Source organism: Escherichia sp. KS167_9B, from assembly GCF_030295215.1.
Classification (GTDB): domain Bacteria; phylum Pseudomonadota; class Gammaproteobacteria; order Enterobacterales; family Enterobacteriaceae; genus Escherichia; species Escherichia coli_F.
In genome coordinates this window covers 2,299,521-2,322,185 of the sequence record NZ_AP025754.1, presented here as the reverse complement: position 1 = coordinate 2,322,185, position 22,665 = coordinate 2,299,521, and the positions used below count along the sequence as shown (strand labels likewise).

General features: G+C 51.5%; 20 protein-coding genes. 16 read left to right on the top strand and 4 right to left on the bottom strand.

Annotated elements, in window-relative coordinates:
* Positions 1–4: 4 nt before the first annotated feature.
* From cheA to flhE, 11 genes are all read left to right on the top strand, one after another.
* The gene (gene cheA, locus QUE34_RS11680) at positions 5–1,969 is read left to right on the top strand and encodes a chemotaxis protein CheA (RefSeq protein ID WP_077756975.1); all 1,965 of its coding nucleotides are present in this window, start codon (positions 5–7) and stop codon (positions 1,967–1,969) included.
* Positions 1,970–1,989: 20 nt separating this feature from the next.
* Entirely contained in the window at positions 1,990–2,493 is a 504-nt protein-coding gene (gene cheW, locus QUE34_RS11675) for a chemotaxis protein CheW (RefSeq protein ID WP_000147302.1), read from the top strand.
* A 144-nt stretch (positions 2,494–2,637) separates the two neighbouring features.
* On the top strand, positions 2,638–4,299 hold the full coding sequence (gene tar, locus QUE34_RS11670) for a methyl-accepting chemotaxis protein II (RefSeq protein ID WP_032303230.1): 1,662 nt from the start codon (positions 2,638–2,640) through the stop codon (positions 4,297–4,299).
* 45 nt (positions 4,300–4,344) lie between these two features.
* On the top strand, positions 4,345–5,946 hold the full coding sequence (tap, locus tag QUE34_RS11665) for a methyl-accepting chemotaxis protein IV (protein WP_032303229.1): 1,602 nt from the start codon (positions 4,345–4,347) through the stop codon (positions 5,944–5,946).
* A gap of 18 nt (positions 5,947–5,964) precedes the next feature.
* Positions 5,965–6,825, top strand: coding sequence for a protein-glutamate O-methyltransferase CheR (cheR, locus tag QUE34_RS11660; RefSeq protein ID WP_105268673.1), 861 nt, complete (start codon positions 5,965–5,967; stop codon positions 6,823–6,825).
* Between the two features lie 2 nt (positions 6,826–6,827).
* Positions 6,828–7,877, top strand: coding sequence for a protein-glutamate methylesterase/protein glutamine deamidase (gene cheB / locus QUE34_RS11655; RefSeq protein WP_000036371.1), 1,050 nt, complete (start codon positions 6,828–6,830; stop codon positions 7,875–7,877).
* A gap of 14 nt (positions 7,878–7,891) precedes the next feature.
* Positions 7,892–8,281: a chemotaxis response regulator CheY gene (gene cheY / locus QUE34_RS11650; RefSeq protein WP_000763871.1), complete on the top strand. Its 390-nt coding sequence runs from the start codon at positions 7,892–7,894 to the stop codon at positions 8,279–8,281.
* A 10-nt stretch (positions 8,282–8,291) separates the two neighbouring features.
* Complete coding sequence (gene cheZ / locus QUE34_RS11645) at positions 8,292–8,936, top strand: protein phosphatase CheZ (RefSeq protein ID WP_000983609.1); 645 nt, start codon at positions 8,292–8,294, stop codon at positions 8,934–8,936.
* 187 nt (positions 8,937–9,123) lie between these two features.
* The gene (flhB, locus tag QUE34_RS11640) at positions 9,124–10,272 is read left to right on the top strand and encodes a flagellar biosynthesis protein FlhB (protein ID WP_105268674.1); all 1,149 of its coding nucleotides are present in this window, start codon (positions 9,124–9,126) and stop codon (positions 10,270–10,272) included.
* Entirely contained in the window at positions 10,265–12,343 is a 2,079-nt protein-coding gene (gene flhA / locus QUE34_RS11635; RefSeq protein ID WP_000066967.1) for a flagellar biosynthesis protein FlhA, read from the top strand. The genes flhB and flhA overlap by 8 nt, the downstream gene beginning before the upstream one ends.
* The gene (gene flhE, locus QUE34_RS11630; protein WP_001202066.1) at positions 12,343–12,735 is read left to right on the top strand and encodes a flagellar protein FlhE; all 393 of its coding nucleotides are present in this window, start codon (positions 12,343–12,345) and stop codon (positions 12,733–12,735) included. The genes flhA and flhE overlap by 1 nt, the downstream gene beginning before the upstream one ends.
* Before the next feature lie 120 nt (positions 12,736–12,855).
* On the opposite strand, the gene QUE34_RS11625 is transcribed toward flhE, so the two are convergent.
* Positions 12,856–13,344 (bottom strand): lysozyme inhibitor LprI family protein, encoded by a 489-nt coding sequence (locus tag QUE34_RS11625; RefSeq protein WP_105268675.1) that lies wholly within the window; start codon positions 13,342–13,344, stop codon positions 12,856–12,858.
* A 90-nt stretch (positions 13,345–13,434) separates the two neighbouring features.
* Here QUE34_RS11625 and yecV point away from each other — a divergent pair, with 90 nt between their 5' ends.
* Positions 13,435–13,479: a protein YecV gene (gene yecV, locus QUE34_RS11620; RefSeq protein WP_211180499.1), complete on the top strand. Its 45-nt coding sequence runs from the start codon at positions 13,435–13,437 to the stop codon at positions 13,477–13,479.
* A 41-nt stretch (positions 13,480–13,520) separates the two neighbouring features.
* Here yecV and argS read toward each other — a convergent pair whose 3' ends face one another.
* Positions 13,521–15,254 (bottom strand): arginine--tRNA ligase, encoded by a 1,734-nt coding sequence (gene argS / locus QUE34_RS11615; RefSeq protein ID WP_001025314.1) that lies wholly within the window; start codon positions 15,252–15,254, stop codon positions 13,521–13,523.
* 215 nt (positions 15,255–15,469) lie between these two features.
* On the opposite strand from argS, the gene QUE34_RS11610 reads away from it, so the two are divergent.
* From QUE34_RS11610 to torZ, 4 genes are all read left to right on the top strand, one after another.
* Positions 15,470–16,036, top strand: a complete 567-nt coding sequence (locus tag QUE34_RS11610; protein ID WP_032303226.1) for a VOC family protein — start codon at positions 15,470–15,472, stop codon at positions 16,034–16,036.
* A gap of 13 nt (positions 16,037–16,049) precedes the next feature.
* Positions 16,050–16,796, top strand: coding sequence for a copper homeostasis protein CutC (cutC, locus tag QUE34_RS11605; RefSeq protein ID WP_039020716.1), 747 nt, complete (start codon positions 16,050–16,052; stop codon positions 16,794–16,796).
* Positions 16,797–17,181: 385 nt separating this feature from the next.
* Positions 17,182–18,282, top strand: coding sequence for a NapC/NirT family cytochrome c (locus tag QUE34_RS11600; protein WP_032184432.1), 1,101 nt, complete (start codon positions 17,182–17,184; stop codon positions 18,280–18,282).
* A gap of 24 nt (positions 18,283–18,306) precedes the next feature.
* Positions 18,307–20,736 carry a trimethylamine N-oxide reductase TorZ gene (torZ, locus tag QUE34_RS11595; RefSeq protein WP_105268676.1) on the top strand — a complete coding sequence of 810 codons (2,430 nt, stop codon included), beginning with the start codon at positions 18,307–18,309 and terminating at the stop codon, positions 20,734–20,736.
* 207 nt (positions 20,737–20,943) lie between these two features.
* Here torZ and cmoB read toward each other — a convergent pair whose 3' ends face one another.
* Both cmoB and cmoA read right to left on the bottom strand, forming a co-directional pair.
* Positions 20,944–21,915 carry a tRNA 5-methoxyuridine(34)/uridine 5-oxyacetic acid(34) synthase CmoB gene (gene cmoB, locus QUE34_RS11590; protein ID WP_105268677.1) on the bottom strand — a complete coding sequence of 324 codons (972 nt, stop codon included), beginning with the start codon at positions 21,913–21,915 and terminating at the stop codon, positions 20,944–20,946.
* A complete protein-coding gene (gene cmoA, locus QUE34_RS11585; protein ID WP_000019597.1) occupies positions 21,912–22,655 on the bottom strand; it encodes a carboxy-S-adenosyl-L-methionine synthase CmoA in 744 nt (247 codons plus the stop codon). The genes cmoB and cmoA overlap by 4 nt, the downstream gene beginning before the upstream one ends.
* Positions 22,656–22,665 lie beyond the last annotated feature (10 nt).

The following is a 22,665-nucleotide window of genomic DNA, read 5'->3' as shown; positions in this document are numbered from 1 at the left end:
CAGCGTGAGTATGGATATAAGCGATTTTTATCAGACATTTTTTGATGAAGCGGACGAACTGTTGGCTGATATGGAGCAGCATCTGCTGGTTTTGCAGCCGGAAGCGCCAGATGCCGAACAATTGAATGCCATCTTTCGGGCTGCCCACTCGATCAAAGGAGGGGCAGGAACTTTTGGCTTCAGCGTTTTGCAGGAAACCACGCATCTGATGGAAAACCTGCTCGATGAAGCCAGACGAGGTGAGATGCAACTCAACACCGACATTATCAATCTGTTTTTGGAAACGAAGGACATCATGCAAGAACAGCTCGACGCTTATAAACAGTCGCAAGAGCCGGATGCCGCCAGCTTCGATTATATCTGCCAGGCCTTGCGTCAACTGGCATTAGAAGCGAAAGGCGAAACGCCATCCGCAGTGACCCGATTAAGTGTGGTTGCCAAAAGTGAACCGCAAGATGAGCAGAGCCGCAATCAGTCGCCGCGACGAATTATCCTTACTCGCCTGAAGGCCGGGGAAGTCGACCTGCTGGAAGAAGAGCTGGGGCATCTGACAACGTTAACTGACGTGGTGAAAGGGGCGGATTCTCTCTCGGCAATATTACCGGGCGACATCGCCGAAGATGACATCACAGCGGTACTTTGTTTTGTGATTGAAGCCGATCAGATTACCTTTGAAACAGTAGAAGTCTCGCCAAAAATATCCCCCCCACCAGTGCTTAAACTGGCAGCCGAACAAGCGCCAACCGGTCGCGTGGAGCGGGAAAAAACGACACGCAGCAGTGAATCCACCAGCATTCGTGTGGCGGTAGAAAAGGTTGATCAATTGATTAACCTCGTCGGAGAGCTGGTCATCACTCAGTCTATGCTTGCCCAGCGTTCCAGCGAACTTGACCCGGTTAATCATGGTGATTTGATTACCAGCATGGGGCAGTTACAACGTAACGCCCGTGATTTGCAGGAATCAGTGATGTCGATTCGCATGATGCCGATGGAGTATGTCTTTAGTCGCTATCCCCGGCTGGTGCGTGATCTGGCGGGAAAACTCGGCAAGCAGGTAGAACTGACGCTGGTGGGGAGTTCTACCGAACTCGACAAGAGCCTGATAGAACGCATTATCGATCCGCTGACCCACCTGGTACGCAATAGCCTCGATCACGGTATTGAACTGCCAGAAAAACGGCTCGCCGCAGGTAAAAACAGTGTCGGAAATTTAATTCTGTCTGCCGAACATCAGGGCGGCAACATTTGCATTGAAGTGACCGACGATGGGGCGGGGCTAAACCGTGAGCGAATTCTGGCAAAAGCGGCCTCGCAAGGTTTGACTGTCAGCGAAAACATGAGCGACGACGAAGTCGCGATGCTGATATTTGCACCTGGCTTCTCCACGGCGGAGCAGGTCACCGACGTCTCCGGGCGCGGCGTCGGCATGGACGTCGTTAAACGTAATATCCAGGAGATGGGCGGTCATGTCGAAATCCAGTCGAAGCAGGGCACAGGTACTACCATCCGCATTTTACTGCCGCTGACGCTGGCAATCCTCGACGGCATGTCCGTACGCGTTGCGGATGAAGTTTTCATTCTGCCGCTGAATGCGGTCATGGAATCACTGCAACCCCGTGAAGCTGATCTCCATCCACTGGCAGGCGGCGAGCGGGTGCTGGAAGTGCGTGGTGAATATCTGCCCATCGTTGAATTGTGGAAAGTGTTCAACGTCGCGGGCGCGAAAACCGAAGCCACCCAGGGAATTGTGGTGATCCTGCAAAGTGGCGGTCGCCGCTACGCCTTGCTGGTGGATCAATTAATCGGTCAACACCAGGTTGTGGTTAAAAACCTTGAAAGTAACTATCGCAAAGTCCCCGGCATTTCTGCTGCGACCATTCTTGGCGACGGCAGCGTGGCACTGATTGTTGATGTCTCCGCCTTGCAGGCGATAAACCGCGAACAACGTATGGCGAACACCGCCGCCTGAATGAGTAAAAAGGTAACAATATGACCGGTATGACGAATGTAACAAAGCTGGCCAGCGAGCCGTCAGGCCAGGAATTCCTGGTATTTACCCTTGGTGACGAAGAGTACGGTATTGATATTCTGAAAGTGCAGGAGATCCGTGGCTATGATCAGGTAACACGGATTGCGAACACGCCAGCGTTTATCAAAGGTGTCACTAATCTGCGCGGTGTTATTGTGCCGATTGTCGACTTACGAATTAAGTTCAGTCAGGTGGATGTGGACTATAACGACAACACAGTAGTTATCGTCCTGAATCTCGGGCAGCGGGTAGTCGGCATCGTAGTGGACGGGGTTTCGGACGTTCTTTCATTGACGGCGGAGCAAATTCGCCCGGCACCGGAATTTGCCGTGACGCTTTCAACAGAATATCTCACTGGACTCGGCGCACTGGGCGACCGCATGTTGATTCTGGTGAACATCGAAAAACTGCTGAACAGTGAAGAGATGGCGCTGTTAGATAGCGCGGCGTCAGAAGTGGCGTAATTCTCCTGATTTCCTCAATTGCAATGAACCCGATGACCTGCGCATCGGGTTTTTTATTTCAGTTTCGCGGCGGGTGGCATCAGCAATAAAGTTTCCCCCTTCCTTGCCGATAACGAGATCAACTTGTTTTCAGGAAGGTGCCTTATGATTAACCGTATCCGCGTAGTCACGCTGTTGGTAATGGTGCTGGGGGTATTCGCACTGTTACAGCTTATTTCCGGCAGTCTGTTTTTTTCTTCCCTTCACCATAGCCAGAAGAGCTTTGTGGTTTCCAATCAATTACGGGAACAGCAGGGCGAGCTGACGTCAACCTGGGATTTAATGCTGCAAACGCGCATTAACCTGAGTCGATCAGCGGTGCGGATGATGATGGATTCTTCCAATCAACAAAGTAACGCCAAAGTTGAATTGCTTGATAGCGCCAGGAAAACTTTGGCCCAGGCCGCGACACATTATAAAAAATTCAAAAGCATGGCGCCGTTACCTGAAATGGTCGCTACCAGTCGTAATATTGATGAAAAATATAAAAACTATCACACAGCATTAACTGAACTGATTGATTATCTTGATTATGGCAATACTGGAGCTTATTTCGCTCAGCCAACCCAGGGAATGCAAAATGCAATGGGCGAAGCGTTTGCTCAGTACGCCCTCAGCAGTGAAAAACTGTATCGCGATATCGTCACTGACAACGCAGATGATTACCGATTTGCCCAGTGGCAACTGGCGGTTATTGCGCTGGTGGTGGTATTAATTCTGCTGGTGGCGTGGTACGGCATTCGCCGTATGTTGCTTACACCGCTGGCAAAAATTATTGCTCATATTCGCGAAATCGCCGGTGGTAACCTGGCGAATACCCTGACCATTGACGGGCGCAGTGAAATGGGCGACTTGGCGCAGAGCGTTTCACATATGCAACGCTCTTTGACTGACACCGTCACTCATGTGCGCGAAGGTTCAGATGCCATCTATGCTGGCACCCGTGAAATTGCGGCGGGCAATACCGATCTTTCTTCCCGTACTGAACAGCAAGCATCCGCGCTGGAAGAAACTGCCGCCAGCATGGAGCAGCTCACCGCGACAGTGAAGCAAAACGCCGATAACGCCCGCCAGGCCTCACAACTGGCGCAAAGTGCCTCCGACACCGCCCAGCATGGCGGCAAAGTAGTGGATGGCGTAGTGAAAACGATGCATGAGATCGCCGATAGTTCGAAGAAAATTGCCGACATTATCAGCGTTATCGATGGTATTGCCTTCCAGACTAATATCCTCGCGCTGAATGCCGCTGTTGAAGCCGCGCGAGCGGGTGAACAAGGCCGTGGTTTTGCCGTGGTGGCGGGCGAAGTGCGTAATCTTGCCAGTCGCAGCGCCCAGGCGGCAAAAGAGATCAAAGCACTTATTGAAGACTCCGTTTCGCGCGTTGATACCGGTTCGGTGCTGGTCGAAAGCGCCGGGGAAACAATGAACAATATCGTCAATGCTGTCACTCGCGTGACTGACATTATGGGCGAGATTGCATCGGCATCAGATGAACAGAGCCGCGGCATCGATCAAGTCGCATTGGCGGTTTCGGAAATGGATCGCGTCACGCAACAGAACGCATCGCTGGTGCAGGAATCAGCTGCTGCCGCCGCTGCGCTGGAAGAACAGGCCAGTCGTTTAACACAAGCGGTTTCTGCGTTCCATCTGGCAGCCAGCCCACTCACCAATAAAACGCAAACATCATCTCGTCCTGCCAGTGAGCAACCACCGGCACAGCCACGACTGCGAATTGCTGAACAAGATCCAAACTGGGAAACATTTTAACGAGTATTGACTAACGCGGTCATTGCCGCCTGATGGGGAGCGTTGATGTTTAATCGTATTCGAATTTCGACCACGCTGTTTTTAATTTTGATTCTCTGCGGGATCTTGCAGATTGGCAGTAACGGCATGTCTTTTTGGGCATTTCGCGATGATTTGCAACGATTGAATCAGGTCGAGCAGAGCAATCAGCAACGTGCGGCATTAGCGCAAACTCGGGCGGTGATGTTACAGGCCAGCACCGCGCTGAATAAAGCGGGCACTCTGACGGCGCTTAGCTATCCGGCGGATGACATTAAAACGTTGATGACGACGGCGCGCGCCAGTCTGACGCAATCCACCACGCTGTTTAAAAGTTTTATGGCGATGACTGCGGGCAACGAGCACGTCAGGGCGTTGCAAAAAGAGACGGAGAAAAGTTTTGCCCGCTGGCACAACGATCTCGAACATCAGGCGACCTGGCTTGAAAGTAATCAACTTTCGGATTTCCTCACTGCGCCGGTGCAGGGATCACAGAATGCGTTTGACGTTAACTTTGAGGCCTGGCAGCTGGAGATCAACCATGTGCTGGAAGCCGCCGGTGCGCAAAGCCAGCGTAACTATCAGATTTCGGCGCTGGTGTTTATCAGCATGATTATTGTTGCGGCGATCTACATCAGCAGTGCGCTGTGGTGGACGCGCAAGATGATTGTTCAACCACTGGCCATTATCGGTAGCCATTTTGACAGCATTGCTGCGGGTAATCTGGCGCGTCCGATTGCGGTGTATGGTCGCAATGAGATCACCGCCATTTTTGCCAGTCTGAAGACCATGCAGCAGGCTTTGCGTGGGACGGTAAGTGATGTGCGTAAGGGAAGCCAGGAGATGCACATTGGTATCGCGGAGATTGTCGCAGGCAATAACGATCTCTCAAGTCGTACTGAACAGCAGGCGGCATCGCTGGCACAAACGGCCGCCAGTATGGAGCAATTAACCGCCACGGTAGGGCAAAACGCCGATAACGCACGACAGGCGTCGGAACTGGCAAAAAATGCCGCGACAACGGCGCAGTCGGGCGGTGTTCAGGTCAGTACCATGACTCACACCATGCAGGAGATCGCCACCAGCTCGCAAAAAATTGGCGACATTATCAGCGTTATCGACGGCATTGCTTTCCAGACCAATATTCTGGCCCTGAATGCGGCAGTGGAAGCGGCTCGCGCCGGAGAGCAGGGTCGTGGATTTGCGGTAGTGGCAGGTGAAGTGCGCAATCTTGCCAGCCGTAGCGCCCAGGCGGCAAAAGAGATCAAAGGGCTGATCGAAGAGTCAGTCAATCGTGTCCAGCAGGGTTCGAAACTGGTGAATAACGCCGCCGCGACCATGACCGATATTGTCAGTTCGGTGACCCGCGTGAACGACATTATGGGAGAAATTGCTTCGGCGTCGGAAGAACAACGGCGGGGGATTGAGCAGGTTGCACAGGCTGTCAGCCAGATGGATCAGGTGACTCAGCAGAACGCCTCCCTGGTAGAAGAAGCGGCGGTGGCAACGGAACAACTGGCGAACCAGGCTGACCATCTTTCGTCGCGTGTGGCGGTATTTACCCTTGAAGAACATGAAGTAGCACGACATGAGTCGGCGCAGTTACAAATTGCGCCAGTGGTATCCTGAAGTGATTGAGAAGGCGCTATGACTTCATCTCTGCCCTGTGGGCAAACGTCTTTATTGTTACAGATGACCGAGCGCCTGGCGCTTTCCGACGCGCATTTTCGGCGGATAAGTCAATTGATCTATCAACGAGCCGGGATCGTTCTGGCTGACCATAAACGCGACATGGTTTACAACCGACTGGTTCGTCGTTTGCGTTCGCTGGGACTGACGGATTTCGGCCATTACTTGAACTTGCTGGAATCTAACCAGCACAGCGGTGAGTGGCAGGCGTTTATCAATTCGCTGACCACGAATCTGACGGCATTTTTCCGTGAGGCGCATCATTTTCCTCTGCTCGCGGATCACGCCCGGCGTCGTTCTGGCGAGTATCGCGTATGGAGCGCGGCGGCTTCGACCGGCGAAGAGCCGTACAGCATTGCGATGACGCTGGCTGACATATTGGGCACCGCGCCCGGACGCTGGAAAGTGTTTGCCAGCGATATCGACACCGAGGTGCTGGAAAAAGCCAGAAGCGGTATTTATCGCCATGAAGAGCTGAAAAATCTGACGCCGCAGCAACTGCAGCGGTACTTCATGCGAGGGACGGGACCGCATGAAGGGCTGGTACGCGTGCGTCAGGAGTTGGCGAACTATGTTGATTTTGCCCCGCTGAATTTACTGGCGAAACAATACACCGTGCCGGGGCCGTTTGATGCGATCTTCTGTCGTAACGTCATGATCTACTTCGATCAAACTACCCAGCAGGAGATTTTGCGCCGCTTTGTTCCGCTCCTTAAACCCGACGGATTGCTGTTTGCGGGTCACTCTGAAAACTTTAGCCACCTTGAGCGCCGCTTCACGCTGCGTGGTCAGACGGTGTATGCGCTAAGTAAGGATTAACGATGAGCAAAATCAGGGTGTTATCTGTCGATGATTCGGCACTAATGCGCCAGATCATGACAGAAATCATCAACAGCCATAGCGACATGGAAATGGTGGCGACCGCCCCTGATCCGCTGGTTGCGCGTGATTTGATTAAGAAATTCAATCCCGATGTATTGACGCTGGATGTTGAAATGCCGCGGATGGACGGACTGGATTTTCTCGAAAAATTAATGCGTTTGCGCCCAATGCCCGTTGTGATGGTTTCTTCCCTGACCGGCAAAGGGTCAGAAGTCACTCTGCGCGCGCTGGAGCTGGGGGCGATAGATTTTGTCACCAAACCGCAACTGGGTATTCGCGAAGGAATGCTGGCGTACAGCGAAATGATTGCTGAAAAGGTGCGTACAGCAGCAAAGGCGAGCCTTGCGGCACATAAACCATTGTCGGCACCGACAACGCTGAAAGCGGGGCCGTTGTTGAGTTCTGAAAAACTGATTGCGATTGGTGCTTCAACGGGGGGAACTGAGGCAATTCGTCACGTCCTGCAACCGTTACCGCTTTCCAGCCCGGCACTGTTAATTACCCAGCATATGCCACCCGGTTTCACTCGCTCTTTTGCCGACAGACTTAATAAGCTGTGCCAAATCGGTGTTAAAGAAGCCGAAGACGGAGAACGCGTTCTGCCGGGGCATGCTTATATCGCACCGGGAGATCGGCATATGGAACTGGCGCGTAGCGGCGCGAATTATCAAATCAAAATCCACGATGGCCCGGCGGTTAACCGTCATCGGCCTTCGGTAGATGTGTTGTTCCATTCTGTTGCCAAACAGGCGGGGCGTAATGCGGTTGGGGTGATCCTGACCGGTATGGGCAACGACGGCGCGGCGGGAATGTTAGCGATGCGTCAGGCGGGGGCATGGACCCTTGCACAAAACGAAGCAAGTTGCGTGGTGTTCGGCATGCCGCGCGAGGCCATCAATATGGGTGGTGTTTGCGAAGTGGTCGATCTTAGCCAGGTAAGCCAGCAAATGCTGGCGAAAATCAGTGCCGGACAGGCGATACGTATTTAAATCAGGAGTGTGAAATGGCGGATAAAGAACTTAAATTTTTGGTTGTGGATGACTTTTCCACCATGCGACGCATAGTGCGTAACCTGCTGAAAGAGCTGGGATTCAATAATGTTGAGGAAGCGGAAGATGGTGTCGACGCCCTCAATAAGTTGCAGGCAGGCGGTTATGGATTTGTTATCTCCGACTGGAACATGCCCAACATGGATGGCCTGGAGTTGCTGAAAACGATTCGTGCAGATGGCGGGATGTCAGCATTGCCAGTGTTAATGGTGACTGCAGAAGCGAAGAAAGAAAACATTATTGCTGCGGCGCAAGCGGGGGCCAGTGGCTATGTGGTGAAGCCATTTACCGCCGCGACGCTGGAGGAAAAACTCAACAAAATCTTTGAGAAACTGGGCATGTGAGGATGCGACTATGATGCAACCATCAATCAAACCTGCTGACGAGCATTCAGCTGGCGATATCATTGCGCGCATCGGCAGCCTGACGCGTATGCTGCGCGACAGTTTGCGGGAGCTGGGGCTGGATCAGGCAATTGCCGAAGCGGCGGAAGCCATCCCCGATGCCCGCGATCGTTTGTACTATGTTGTGCAGATGACTGCCCAGGCTGCAGAGCGGGCGCTGAACAGTGTTGAAGCGTCACAACCACATCAAGATCAAATGGAGAAATCAGCAAAAGCATTAACCCAACGTTGGGATGACTGGTTTGCCGATCCGATTGACCTTGCCGATGCCCGTGAACTGGTGACAGATACGCGGCAATTTCTGGCAGATGTCCCCGCGCATACCAGCTTTACTAACGCGCAACTGCTGGAAATCATGATGGCGCAGGATTTTCAGGATCTCACCGGACAGGTCATTAAGCGGATGATGGATGTCATTCAGGAGATCGAACGTCAATTGCTGATGGTGCTGTTGGAAAACATCCCGGAACAGGAGTCGCGTCCAAAACGTGAAAACCAGAGTTTGCTTAATGGACCTCAGGTTGATACCAGCAAAGCCGGTGTGGTAGCCAGTCAGGATCAGGTGGACGATTTGTTGGATAGCCTTGGATTTTGATTTGTATTGCCTGATGTGGCGTAACCGCGTCATATCAGGCGATGACGCCGCATCCGACAAACGCACACCATGCTTGATGTGTGCAGCAAAAGCCCTAAATCCCCCCTGTTTTGCCCCTTACTCAGACCATTGAACGCTTTTCGCTCTGGCATCATTCACGCTTAATACTCTTTCCAGGATTGGCGACGTGTCTGACGAGAGCGACGACAAAACAGAAGCCCCCACACCTCACCGACTAGAAAAAGCGCGGGAAGAGGGGCAAATCCCGCGTTCCCGTGAACTGACCTCACTGCTGATTTTGTTGGTGGGCGTTAGTGTTATCTGGTTTGGCGGTGTGTCGCTGGCCCGTCGATTGTCGGGCATGCTCTCCGCTGGGCTGCATTTTGATCACAATATTATCAATGACCCGAATCTGATCCTCGGGCAGATTATTCTGCTGATCAGAGAAGCCATGTTGGGGCTGCTGCCGCTGATTAGCGGCGTGGTGCTGGTGGCGCTCATTTCTCCGGTCATGCTGGGGGGGCTGGTATTTAGCGGCAAATCCTTGCAGCCGAAGTTTTCCAAACTCAACCCGCTACCGGGGATTAAACGGATGTTCTCGGCACAGACTGGCGCGGAGTTGCTTAAAGCAATTTTGAAAACCATCCTGGTTGGCAGCGTGACGGGATTTTTTCTCTGGCATCACTGGCCGCAGATGATGCGCTTAATGGCCGAGTCTCCGATTACCGCCATGGGTAATGCGATGGATCTGGTAGGGCTATGCGCGCTGCTGGTGGTACTTGGTGTTATTCCGATGGTGGGATTTGACGTCTTTTTCCAAATCTTCAGCCACCTGAAAAAGCTGCGAATGTCGCGGCAGGATATTCGTGATGAGTTCAAACAAAGCGAAGGCGATCCTCATGTTAAAGGGCGGATCCGTCAGATGCAGCGAGCTGCCGCGCGGCGTCGGATGATGGCCGATGTGCCGAAAGCGGATGTCATTGTCAATAACCCGACCCACTATTCGGTAGCGTTGCAGTATGACGAAAACAAAATGAGCGCACCGAAAGTGGTCGCTAAAGGTGCAGGACTGGTCGCGCTGCGCATTCGTGAAATTGGCGCTGAAAATAACGTCCCGACGCTTGAAGCGCCGCCGCTGGCGCGAGCGCTGTATCGACATGCGGAGATCGGCCAACAAATCCCAGGTCAACTGTACGCCGCGGTGGCGGAGGTGCTGGCCTGGGTCTGGCAACTGAAACGCTGGCGTCTGGCTGGTGGACAGCGCCCTGTACAACCTACTCATCTTCCGGTGCCGGAAGCCCTGGATTTTATTAACGAGAAACCGACCCATGAGTAATCTGGCCGCGATGCTGCGCCTGCCCGCAAACCTGAAATCGACACAATGGCAGATCCTTGCCGGACCGATTTTGATCCTGTTGATCTTGTCGATGATGGTGCTGCCACTGCCCGCATTCATACTCGACCTGCTGTTCACCTTCAATATTGCCTTGTCGATCATGGTGTTGCTGGTGGCGATGTTTACCCAGCGCACGCTCGAGTTTGCTGCGTTTCCGACCATTCTGTTGTTTACCACGCTGTTGCGTCTGGCACTTAACGTGGCTTCAACCCGTATCATTTTGATGGAAGGGCATACCGGCGCGGCGGCGGCTGGGAAGGTGGTCGAAGCGTTCGGTCACTTCCTCGTTGGTGGCAATTTCGCTATCGGTATCGTGGTGTTCGTCATTCTCGTGATCATCAACTTTATGGTTATCACCAAAGGTGCCGGGCGTATCGCAGAAGTAGGCGCGCGCTTTGTTCTCGATGGTATGCCAGGAAAGCAGATGGCGATTGATGCCGACCTTAACGCCGGACTGATTGGTGAAGATGAGGCGAAAAAACGCCGCAGTGAAGTCACTCAGGAAGCCGATTTTTACGGCTCAATGGACGGGGCAAGTAAGTTTGTTCGCGGCGATGCCATCGCCGGGATCCTCATCATGGTCATTAACGTTGTCGGCGGATTGCTGGTCGGTGTGCTGCAACATGGCATGAGCATGGGACATGCGGCGGAAAGTTATACGCTATTGACCATTGGTGACGGTCTGGTAGCACAAATCCCGGCGCTGGTGATTTCTACCGCCGCGGGGGTCATCGTTACGCGTGTCAGCACCGATCAGGATGTTGGCGAGCAGATGGTGAATCAGCTTTTCAGTAACCCGAGCGTTATGTTGTTAAGCGCCGCCGTGCTCGGTTTACTCGGCCTGGTGCCTGGAATGCCGAACCTGGTATTTTTGCTGTTCACTGCCGGATTGCTGGGGCTGGCCTGGTGGATCCGCGGACGCGAACAAAAAGCGCCTGCCGAACCAAAACCGGTAAAAATGGCAGAGAATAATGCCGTTGTTGAAGCAACGTGGAACGATGTACAACTGGAAGATTCTCTGGGAATGGAAGTGGGTTATCGCCTGATCCCGATGGTCGATTTCCAGCAGGATGGTGAGTTGCTGGGCCGTATACGCAGTATTCGCAAGAAATTTGCCCAGGAGATGGGGTTTCTGCCGCCAGTGGTGCACATTCGCGACAATATGGATCTGCAACCTGCCCGCTATCGCATTTTGATGAAAGGCGTGGAGATAGGCAGTGGTGATGCTTATCCGGGGCGTTGGTTGGCGATTAACCCTGGTACCGCTGCCGGGACGTTACCTGGTGAGGCGACCGTCGATCCAGCATTTGGCCTGAATGCTATCTGGATTGAAAGTGCGCTAAAAGAACAGGCGCAGATTCAAGGGTATACCGTGGTTGAGGCCAGCACGGTGGTGGCTACGCATCTTAACCACCTCATAAGCCAGCATGCCGCAGAGCTGTTTGGTCGTCAGGAGGCGCAACAGTTGCTGGATCGTGTCGCTCAGGAGATGCCAAAGCTGACGGAAGATCTCGTTCCTGGCGTCGTCACGCTCACCACACTGCATAAAGTGCTGCAAAATCTGCTCGATGAAAAAGTCCCGATTCGCGATATGCGCACTATTCTCGAAACGCTGGCGGAACATGCGCCCATCCAAAGCGATCCACATGAATTAACCGCCGTCGTGCGCGTGGCGTTAGGACGGGCTATAACCCAGCAGTGGTTTCCTGGCAAAGATGAAGTCCATGTTATTGGCCTCGATACACCGCTGGAACGTTTGTTACTACAGGCCTTGCAGGGTGGGGGCGGACTGGAGCCTGGGCTGGCGGATCGTTTACTGGCACAAACTCAGGAAGCGCTATCCCGTCAGGAGATGCTGGGTGCGCCGCCAGTATTATTGGTGAACCACGCGCTGCGACCATTATTGTCTCGCTTCCTGCGTCGCAGCCTGCCGCAGTTAGTGGTGCTGTCGAATCTGGAACTATCAGATAACCGACATATCCGTATGACGGCGACGATTGGCGGCAAATAATGAGAGCCTTATTAGCAATATTATTGTTTCCGCTGCTGGCGCAAGCCGCCGGGGAGGGGATGTGGCAGGCGAGCAGTGTGGGCGTTACGTTGAATCACCGTGGTGAATCGATGTCGTCAGCGCCTCTTTCTTCGCGACAACCTGCATCAGGATTGATGACGCTGGTTGCGTGGCGTTATCAGCTTATCGGCCCAACTCCCGTAGGGCTGCGGGTTCGCTTGTGTTCACAATCTCGTTGTGTCGAATTAGAGGGGCAGAGCGGAACCACCGTGGCCTTTTCCGGTATACCGGCGGCAGAACCGTTGCGATTTATCTGGGAAGTGCCTGGCGGCGGGCGGTTAATTCCGCCGCTAAAAGTACAGCGTAATGAAGTGATTGTGAATTATCGCTGAAGGACAAATAAAAATTACGCGCTCGCGGCATGTTTAATAACTCAGTGAAAAAGGCTCGATGTTTTGTTGCAATTATTTATCAGGAATAGCTTGCAACAAAACATGCCAAAAATATGTGAATTATCCTCTTGTCAAAGGGCTTGGATAAAAATCTTCAGAGTTACGGTATAACTGCAACTGGCGAGTTCGCGTATTGGTCTGTATGATCCTACATGAGAGCCATTCTGATTCAGAATAAGGGTCACTTAAATCCTGAACGTCTTCATTTGAAAGGATTAATTCACATTCTTTGTCCCTAAAATCCAGCCAGGCTCGTTGTGATTTTTTAAGCAAGTTAAGTTGTTCGGTATCAGGTTTTTTGACACCTGTGCGTGGTACTTGTTCTATATAACGATAAGCTTCACCATAAGCTTTATTTAATTGCGCATCGACGAGATTGTATTCTTGTCGCAGGCATGATTTGATCACGTTTATGTCAGTATCATCATCTGAATTTTTTTGCCAACAATCTTTGATGGCTGAAATGTCATGGTCATTGACTATAACCGTATCTTCTGCGTAAGCCTGGCAAGAGATAATGCCTAATGTTAATACAAGAAATTTAAACACTGCGGTATTCCTTAAATTCAACCGTTATCGTTTCCCTGGGGCCGGATATTACGCTTCTGGCCTCTTATCCAACAGTGAGAAAACAGTGGCATGTCCATTTTCAGAATACATTTAGATGGCAATAAAAAAGCCTGATCAGGTAACCCTGATCAGGCTTCACTCTCACGAAAAATCGATTACATACGCTCTACTGTCTCAATACCCAGCGTATCCAGGCCCAGCTTCAGCGTCTTCGCCGTCAGTTGTGCCAGTTTCAGACGACTGTTACGCACTTCTTCGTTTTCTGCGCTGAGGATCGGGCAGTGCTCGTAGAAGCCAGAGAACAGACCGGCCAGATCGTACAGGTAAGCACACATCACGTGCGGCGTGCCTTCACGGGCAACCACAGTGAGGGTTTCTTCAAACTGCAGCAGGCGAGCTGCCAGTTGTGCCTCACGATCTTCACGGATGATTACCGGAGCTGCAGCCAGTTGCTCTTCGTCAATTTCTGCTTTACGGAACACGGACAATACACGCGTGTAAGCATACTGCATGTATGGCGCGGTATTACCCTCAAACGCCAGCATGTTGTCCCAGTCGAAGATGTAGTCAGTGGTACGGTTTTTGGAGAGATCTGCGTATTTAACCGCACCAATACCAACCGCATTAGCCAGTTTTTCCAGCTCATCGGCTGGCATATCCGGGTTCTTCTCTGCCACCAGACGGCGTGCGCGTTCCAGGGCTTCATCCAGCAGATCGGCCAGTTTCACCGTACCGCCAGCACGCGTTTTGAACGGTTTGCCGTCTTTGCCCAGCATCATGCCGAACATATGATGTTCCAGCGGTACGGATTCCGGCACATAGCCTGCTTTACGGACGATCGCCCACGCCTGCATCAGGTGTTGATGCTGGCGGGAGTCGATGTAATACAGCACGCGATCGGCATGCAATGTTTCATAACGATATTTCGCACAGGCGATATCAGTGGTGGTGTAGAGATAGCCGCCATCTTTCTTCTGAATGATCACGCCCATCGGTTCGCCTTCCTTGTTTTTGAACTCATCAAGGAATACGACAGTTGCGCCTTCGCTTTCTACAGCCAGACCTTTGGCTTTGAGATCAGCCACGATACCCGGCAGCATCGGGTTGTACAGGCTTTCGCCCATCACGTCATCACGGGTCAGTGTCACGTTCAGACGATCGTAGGTGATCTGGTTCTGCGTCATGGTGATGTCGACCAGTTTGCGCCACATCTCACGGAAGTATTCGTCACCGCTTTGCAGTTTTACCACGTAGTTACGTGCACGCTCAGCGAACGCTTCATCTTCATCGTAATGCTTTTTCGCATCGCGGTAGAAACCTTCAAGATCTGCCAGCTCCATTTCACCGGCATTTTCCTGCTGCTGCTTTTCCAGCCATGCAATCAGCATACCGAACTGAGTGCCCCAGTCGCCGACGTGGTTTGCGCGAATCACTTTGTGACCGAGGAACTCCAGAGTACGAACGGCTGCGTCACCAATAATGGTAGAGCGCAGGTGACCAACGTGCATCTCTTTCGCCACGTTTGGCGCAGAGTAGTCAACCACAATGGTCTGTTTTTCTGGCGTAGCAACACCGAGACGATCGGACGCCAGCGCCTGCTGAACATGTTCAGCCAGGAATGCCGGATCAAGGAAAATGTTGATAAAACCTGGTCCGGCGATCTCAACCTTGCTGGCGATACCGTTAAGATCCAGATGAGTCAGCACCTGCTCTGCTAATTGTCGCGGTGCCATACCCAGTTTTTTAGCAACTGCCATCATGCCGTTAGCCTGATAGTCGCCGAACTGAACTTTTGCTGACTGACGAACCTGCGGTTCGCAATCCGCAGGCGCGCCTGCCGCAATCATGGCCTGACGGACTTTTTCTGAGAGAAGAGCCTGAATATTCACCGGAATACCTTACATTGATGAAGCGAGCAAAAATTGCCCGCACCAGTTAAAGAAATTAGGGCGGGAGTATACTGCAAATGGCTGTTTTCGTCAGCAACGTGCGCGTGGTGTATTGCCGTTTTCACTATTGCATCAGAAGCGGCGTGAAATCAGCGGTTGGTTGGCGCAGGGCAACAGGGTAAATTAACGCTTTTACTGAAAGACGAAGAGTGATTATGGCGAACTGGCAATCTATCGACGAGCTGCAGGATATTGCATTGGATTTACCGCGATTTACCCACGCATTAGATGAACTTTCTCGCCGTCTTGGGTTGGATATCACTCCACTGACTGCCGATCACATTTCTTTGCGTTGCCATCAAAACGTCACCGCTGAACGCTGGCGTCGCGGGTTTGAACAGTGCGGCGAGCTTTTGTCAGAAAATATGATCAATGGCAGGCCGATTTGTCTGTTTAAATTGCATGAACCGGTACAGGTTGCGCACTGGCAGTTTTCCATTGTGGAGCTACCGTGGCCCGGGGAAAAACGTTACCCGCACGAAGGTTGGGAACATATTGAAATCGTTCTGCCGGGCGATCCAGAAACGCTGAATTCCCGTGCGCTGGCATTGCTTTCTGATGAAGGACTCAGCCTGCCGGGGATCTCAGTTAAAACCAGTTCGCCAAAAGGTGAGCATGAGCGATTACCGAACCCGACGCTGGCGGTCACCGATGGCAAAACGACCATTAAATTTCATCCGTGGTCCATTGAAGAGATCGTTGCCAGCGAGCAGTCGGCGTAATTAAGGAGCAAAAATGGCATTACTGGAAATTTGCTGTTACAGCATGGAATGCGCGCTAATGGCGCAGCAAAACGGCGCAGACAGAGTTGAATTATGCGCAGCCCCAAAAGAGGGGGGCTTAACGCCGTCGTTGGGGGTATTGAAATCCGTGCGCCAGCGGGTGACGATCCCTGTGCATCCAATTATTCGCCCACGCGGTGGTGATTTTTGCTACAGCGACGGTGAGTTTGCCGCCATTCTTGAGGATGTGCGCACAGTCCGCGAATTAGGTTTTCCTGGACTGGTGACGGGCGTTCTCGATGTTGACGGGAATGTCGATATGCCACGAATGGAAAAAATAATGGCTGTTGCCGGTCCGCTGGCAGTGACTTTTCATCGCGCCTTCGATATGTGCGCTAACCCTTTAAAAACACTCAATAATCTTGCGGAATTGGGCGTTGCTCGGGTACTGACATCAGGGCAAAAATCAGACGCACTGCAAGGTTTATCAAAAATTATGGAACTTATTGCCCATGGTGATGCTCCAATCATTATGGCCGGAGCAGGAGTCCGTGCAGAAAACCTGCACCACTTCCTCGATGCCGGAGTGCTGGAAGTCCATAGCTCCGCGGGAGCTTGGCAAGCCTCACCAATGCGTTATCGTAATCAAGGATTGTCCATGTCATCAGATGCACACGCGGACGAGTATTCGCGTTATGTCGTAGACGGGGCGGCGGTTGCAGAAATGAAAGGAATCATTGAACGCCGTCAGGCCAAATGATTTTTACCGTTGCATCATGTCGCCCAATATGATGCTTGCTCGTACCAGGCCCCTGCAATTTCAACAGGGGCCTTTTTTTATCCCCGAGAAGTATAAAAAACGAACGATTTCTGTGATCAGTTGAGCGCGTGACAGTGCGCATAGCGTTGTGCTAAAAATTTTTATATATTCATATTAATTATGTAATTTAAATTACTAAAACTGACAAATATATATTCTAAATAACAACTGGGTTATTCCTTAGCAATTAATGATTACATTGTAATAAATCATATTCTTTATCGATTATTTCAGGCAGTGTTGTGCCGAATTATGCAAGCGGTCAATTCGTTGTATATTTAATTATACAATGATTTCGGTGTTCTGGAATTAATTAGAGGAATCTATGCGAGGGAAAAAACGCATTGGGTTATTATTTTTGCTGATAACGGTTGTGGTTGGTGGCGGCGGGTTATTACTGGCGCAAAAAGCCTTACATAAAACGTCGGATACCGCATTTTGCCTTTCCTGCCACTCGATGAGTAAACCTTTTGAGGAATATCAGGGAACTGTCCACTTTTCTAACCAGAAAGGGATACGTGCGGAATGTGCCGATTGCCATATTCCAAAGTCAGGGGTGGATTATTTATTTGCTAAATTAAAAGCTTCCAAAGATATTTATCATGAATTTGTTAGCGGCAAAATAGACAGTGACGATAAGTTCGAAGCGCATCGTCAGGAAATGGCCGAAACAGTATGGAAAGAATTAAAAGCAACTGATTCTGCAACGTGTCGTAGTTGCCATTCTTTTGATGCCATGGATATTGCCTCGCAAAGTGAATCTGCGCAGAAAATGCATAACAAAGCGCAAAAGGACGGCGAAACCTGTATCGATTGTCATAAAGGCATTGCCCATTTTCCACCAGAAATAAAAATGGATGACAACGCGGCACATGAGCTGGAAAGTCAGGCCGCTACTTCAGTTACCAATGGCGCACATATTTATCCTTTCAAAACTTCTCGCATAGGCGAGCTGGCTACCGTGAATCCTGGTACCGATCTCACCGTCGTTGATGCCAGTGGCAAACAGCCGATCGTTCTGTTGCAGGGTTATCAAATGCAGGGCAGTGAAAACACGCTCTACCTGGCGGCAGGTCAACGGCTGGCGCTGGCCACATTAAGTGAAGAAGGTATCAAGGCGTTAACGGTAAACGGGGAATGGCAGGCTGACGAATACGGCAATCAATGGCGTCAGGCGTCTTTACAGGGTGTGCTTACCGATCCCGCATTAGCGGACCGTAAACCGCTATGGCAATACGCTGAAAAACTTGACGATACCTATTGCGCTGGTTGCCATGCCCCTATTGCCTCCGACCATTACACCGTCAATGCATGGCCGTCCATTGCCAAAGGAATGGGTGCGCGAACCAGCATGAGCGAAAACGAACTGGACATTTTGACGCGGTACTTCCAGTACAACGCCAAAGATATTACCGAGAAACAGTGATCCTCGTTGATCAGGGAGGAAGTTATGACATTAACAAGACGTGAATTTATTAAACACAGCGGTATTGCCGCTGGGGCGCTGGTGGTGACATCGGCTGCACCGCTACCCGCATGGGCAGAAGAGAAGGGGGGCAAAATCCTCACCGCGGGCCGTTGGGGAGCGATGAACGTAGAAGTGAAGGACGGGAAGATTGTTTCTTCGACAGGCGCGCTGGCGAAAACCATACCGAACTCCTTACAGTCTACGGCGGCGGATCAGGTACATACAACGGCGCGTATTCAGCATCCGATGGTGAGAAAAAGCTATCTCGATAATCCACTGCAACCGGCGAAAGGTCGTGGCGAAGATACCTATGTACAGGTGAGCTGGGAACAAGCATTAAAACTTATTCATGAGCAACACGATCGCATTCGCAAAGCTAACGGACCATCGGCCATTTTTGCCGGATCTTACGGCTGGCGCTCTTCTGGCGTGTTACATAAAGCGCAAACCTTACTGCAACGTTATATGAATCTTGCGGGCGGTTATTCAGGGCATAGCGGCGATTATTCAACCGGGGCGGCACAGGTAATCATGCCGCACGTGGTGGGTTCCGTGGAGGTGTATGAACAGCAGACCTCCTGGCCACTGATTCTGGAAAACAGTCAGGTGGTGGTGTTGTGGGGGATGAACCCGCTGAATACCTTAAAAATTGCCTGGAGCAGTACCGATGAGCAAGGTCTGGAATACTTCCATCAGCTGAAAAAATCTGGCAAACCAGTGATTGCCATTGATCCTATCCGCTCCGAAACCATCGAATTCTTTGGCAATAATGCCACCTGGATCGCGCCGAATATGGGCACCGACGTGGCACTGATGTTAGGGATTGCACATACCCTGATGACACAAGGCAAACACGACAAAGTGTTCCTTGAAAAATACACCACCGGATATCCGCAATTTGAAGAGTACCTCGCAGGTAAGAGCGATAATACGCCGAAGAACGCGGCCTGGGCGGCGGAAATTACTGGCGTAGCGGAAGCGCAGATAGTCAAACTCGCCGAACTGATGGCGGCGAATCGCACAATGCTGATGGCAGGCTGGGGAATTCAACGCCAGCAATATGGTGAACAGAAACACTGGATGCTGGTGACGCTGGCGGCGATGTTAGGGCAGATTGGTACACCGGGCGGCGGGTTTGGTTTCTCTTATCATTACTCAAACGGTGGCAACCCGACGCGTGTTGGCGGCGTGCTGCCGGAAATGTCTGCGGCGATTGCCGGACAGGCCAGCGAGGAAGCTGATGATGGCGGAATGACGGCGATTCCTGTCGCCCGTATTGTTGATGCGCTGGAAAATCCTGGCGGCAAATATCAGCATAACGGTAAAGAACAAACGTATCCGAATATCAAAATGATCTGGTGGGCGGGTGGCGGTAACTTTACCCATCACCAGGATACCAATCGTCTGATTAAAGCATGGCAGAAACCGGAGATGATCGTCGTTTCTGAATGCTACTGGACCGCAGCTGCTAAACATGCAGATATCGTATTACCGATCACTACATCGTTTGAGCGCAATGACTTGACGATGACCGGTGATTACAGCAACCAGCATATTGTACCGATGAAGCAGGCTGTCGCTCCGCAATTTGAAGCGCGTAACGATTTTGATGTGTTTGCCGATCTTGCTGAATTACTCAAACCTGGCGGAAAAGAGATCTATACCGAAGGTAGAGATGAAATGGCGTGGCTGAAATTTTTCTATGATGCCGCTCAGAAAGGTGCGCGTGCGCAACGCGTGACTATGCCGATGTTTAATGCTTTCTGGCAGCAAAATAAACTGATCGAAATGCGCCGCAGCGAGAAGAACGAACAGTACGTTCGTTATGCTGATTTCCGCGCCGATCCGGTGAAAAATGCGCTGGGTACGCCAAGCGGCAAAATTGAGATCTACTCTAAAACGCTGGAAAAATTTGGCTATAAGGATTGTCCGGCACACCCAACCTGGCTTGCGCCTGATGAGTGGAAGGGTGCCGCCGACGAGAAACAGTTGCAGCTTCTGACCGCGCATCCGGCACACCGTTTACACAGTCAGCTTAACTATGCTGAGTTGCGTAAAAAATATGCGGTTGCCGATCGTGAGCCGATCACTATTCACACCGAAGATGCTGCTCGCTTTGGTATTGCGAATGGCGATCTGGTGCGTGTCTGGAACAAACGTGGTCAAATCCTGACAGGCGCGGTGGTGACTGACGGGATTAAAAAAGGCGTGGTATGCGTGCATGAAGGTGCATGGCCGGATCTGGAAAATGGCCTGTGTAAAAACGGCAGTGCGAACGTGTTAACGGCGGATATTCCCAGCTCGCAGCTGGCGAATGCCTGTGCCGGTAACTCTGCGCTGGTGTATATCGAAAAATATACGGGCAATGCACCGAAGTTAACGGCGTTTGATCAGCCAGCTGTTCAGGCATAAGACGTGAAAAGCGCCCGGAAACGGGCGCTAAATTGCTGAGAAAGTGTGCTTTGTTCATGCCGGATGCGACGTGAACGCCTTATCCGGCCTACAAAATTGTGCAAATTCAATATATTGCAGGAGATGAGTAGGCCTGATAAGCGTAGCGCATCAGGCAGTTTTTGCGTTTGTCATCTATCTCAGCGCCCGGAAATGGGCGCTAAATTTTTACGGCTTACGCGCAATCAACACCGCGCGTTTAGGTGCCGGATAACCTTCTACCGTCTTACCCGGATCATGCAGGTCGAGAAAATCGGCCAGCGATTCAGTAACCATCCATTCGGTGCGTCGCTGTTCTTCTGTGGTGGTAACGCTCACATCCGCAATGCGAATATCAACAAAACCACACTTCTTCAGCCAGTTTTTCAACGCCAGGGCTGACGGGATGAAATAAACATTACGCATTTGCGCGTAACGATCGCCTGGCACCAGGACGGTATTTTCATCGCCATCAATAATCAGCGTTTCCAGCACCAGTTCACCTTCATTCACCAGTTGATCTTTTAACTGCCAGAGATGCTCCAGCGGTGAACGACGATGATAAAGTACGCCCATCGAAAAGACGGTATCAAAGGCTTTCAGTGCCGGAAGTTGTTCAATACCTAACGGCAGCAGATGCGCGCGCTGATCGTTACCCAGCAGTTTACGCACCGCTTCAAACTGGCAAAGAAACAGTTGCGTAGGGTCGATCCCCACCGCGAGGTGCGCACCTGCGCCAATCATGCGCCACATGTGATAACCGCTGCCGCAGCCGACATCAAGAATGGTGCGCCCGGTTAAATCAGAAAGATGGGGCAGAACACGATCCCATTTCCAGTCAGAACGCCATTCGGTATCGATGTTAACGCCATACAGTGAAAACGGCCCTTTGCGCCACGGCATGAGGTTGCGCATCAGTGTTTCAATGCGCTTAATCTGCCCTGCGCTCAGTGGCTCTTCGCTTTCTGCCGTCACGCTATGCAGTAAATCAAGACGATACGGTTTAATTTCAGGCAGAAATTCCACCGCATTGGACCACTGTTTAAACAGACCATGCTGCTGTTCGCGCTGCCAGCTGGCAATCTGCGCGGGCAGCGTTTCCAGCCAGTGTGAAAGATGATTTTTGGCAATCAGAGAATAAAAGTTACCAAAGTCGATCATGCAGCGTCCTCTGCTTTTAATGCCACCAGTGAACCAAAGTTAAAGCACTGGAACCATAGCTCGCTATGTTCAAAACCGGCTTGATGCAGGCGAGCTTTATGTGTTTCCACGGAATCGGTCAGCATCACATTTTCCAGCATGCTGCGCTTCTGGCTGATCTCCAGTTCGCTGTAACCGTTGGCACGTTTAAAGTCGTGGTGCATGTTGAACAGCAATTCACCAACTTTGGCATCTTCGAAACTGAATTTTTCCGAAAGCACCAGCGCACCGCCCGGGTTCAGCCCTTGATAAATTTTATCCAGTAACGCCTGACGCTCTGAAGGTTCCAGGAATTGCAGGGTAAAATTCAGCACAACCATTGATGCGTTTTCAATGGTGATATCGCGAATATCACCTTCAATAACGTCTACTGGCGTAGGGGCTTTATAAGCGTCAATATGACGACGGCAGCGTTCAATCATCGCCGGAGAGTTGTCGATGGCGATAATTTTGCAATTATCATGATGAATATTGCGACGCACTGAGAGCGTCGCCGCGCCCAGAGAACAACCCAGATCGTAAACCTGCGTACCAGGTTGAACGAAGCGTTCGGCTAACATACCAATCATGGAAATAATATTGGAGTAGCCGGGAACGGAACGCTGGATCATATCCGGGAAGACTTCGGCTACCCGTTCATCAAAGGTCCAGTCGCCCAGTCTGGCGATAGGGGCAGAAAATAGCGTGTCGCGGTGAGACATAACGTAAAAA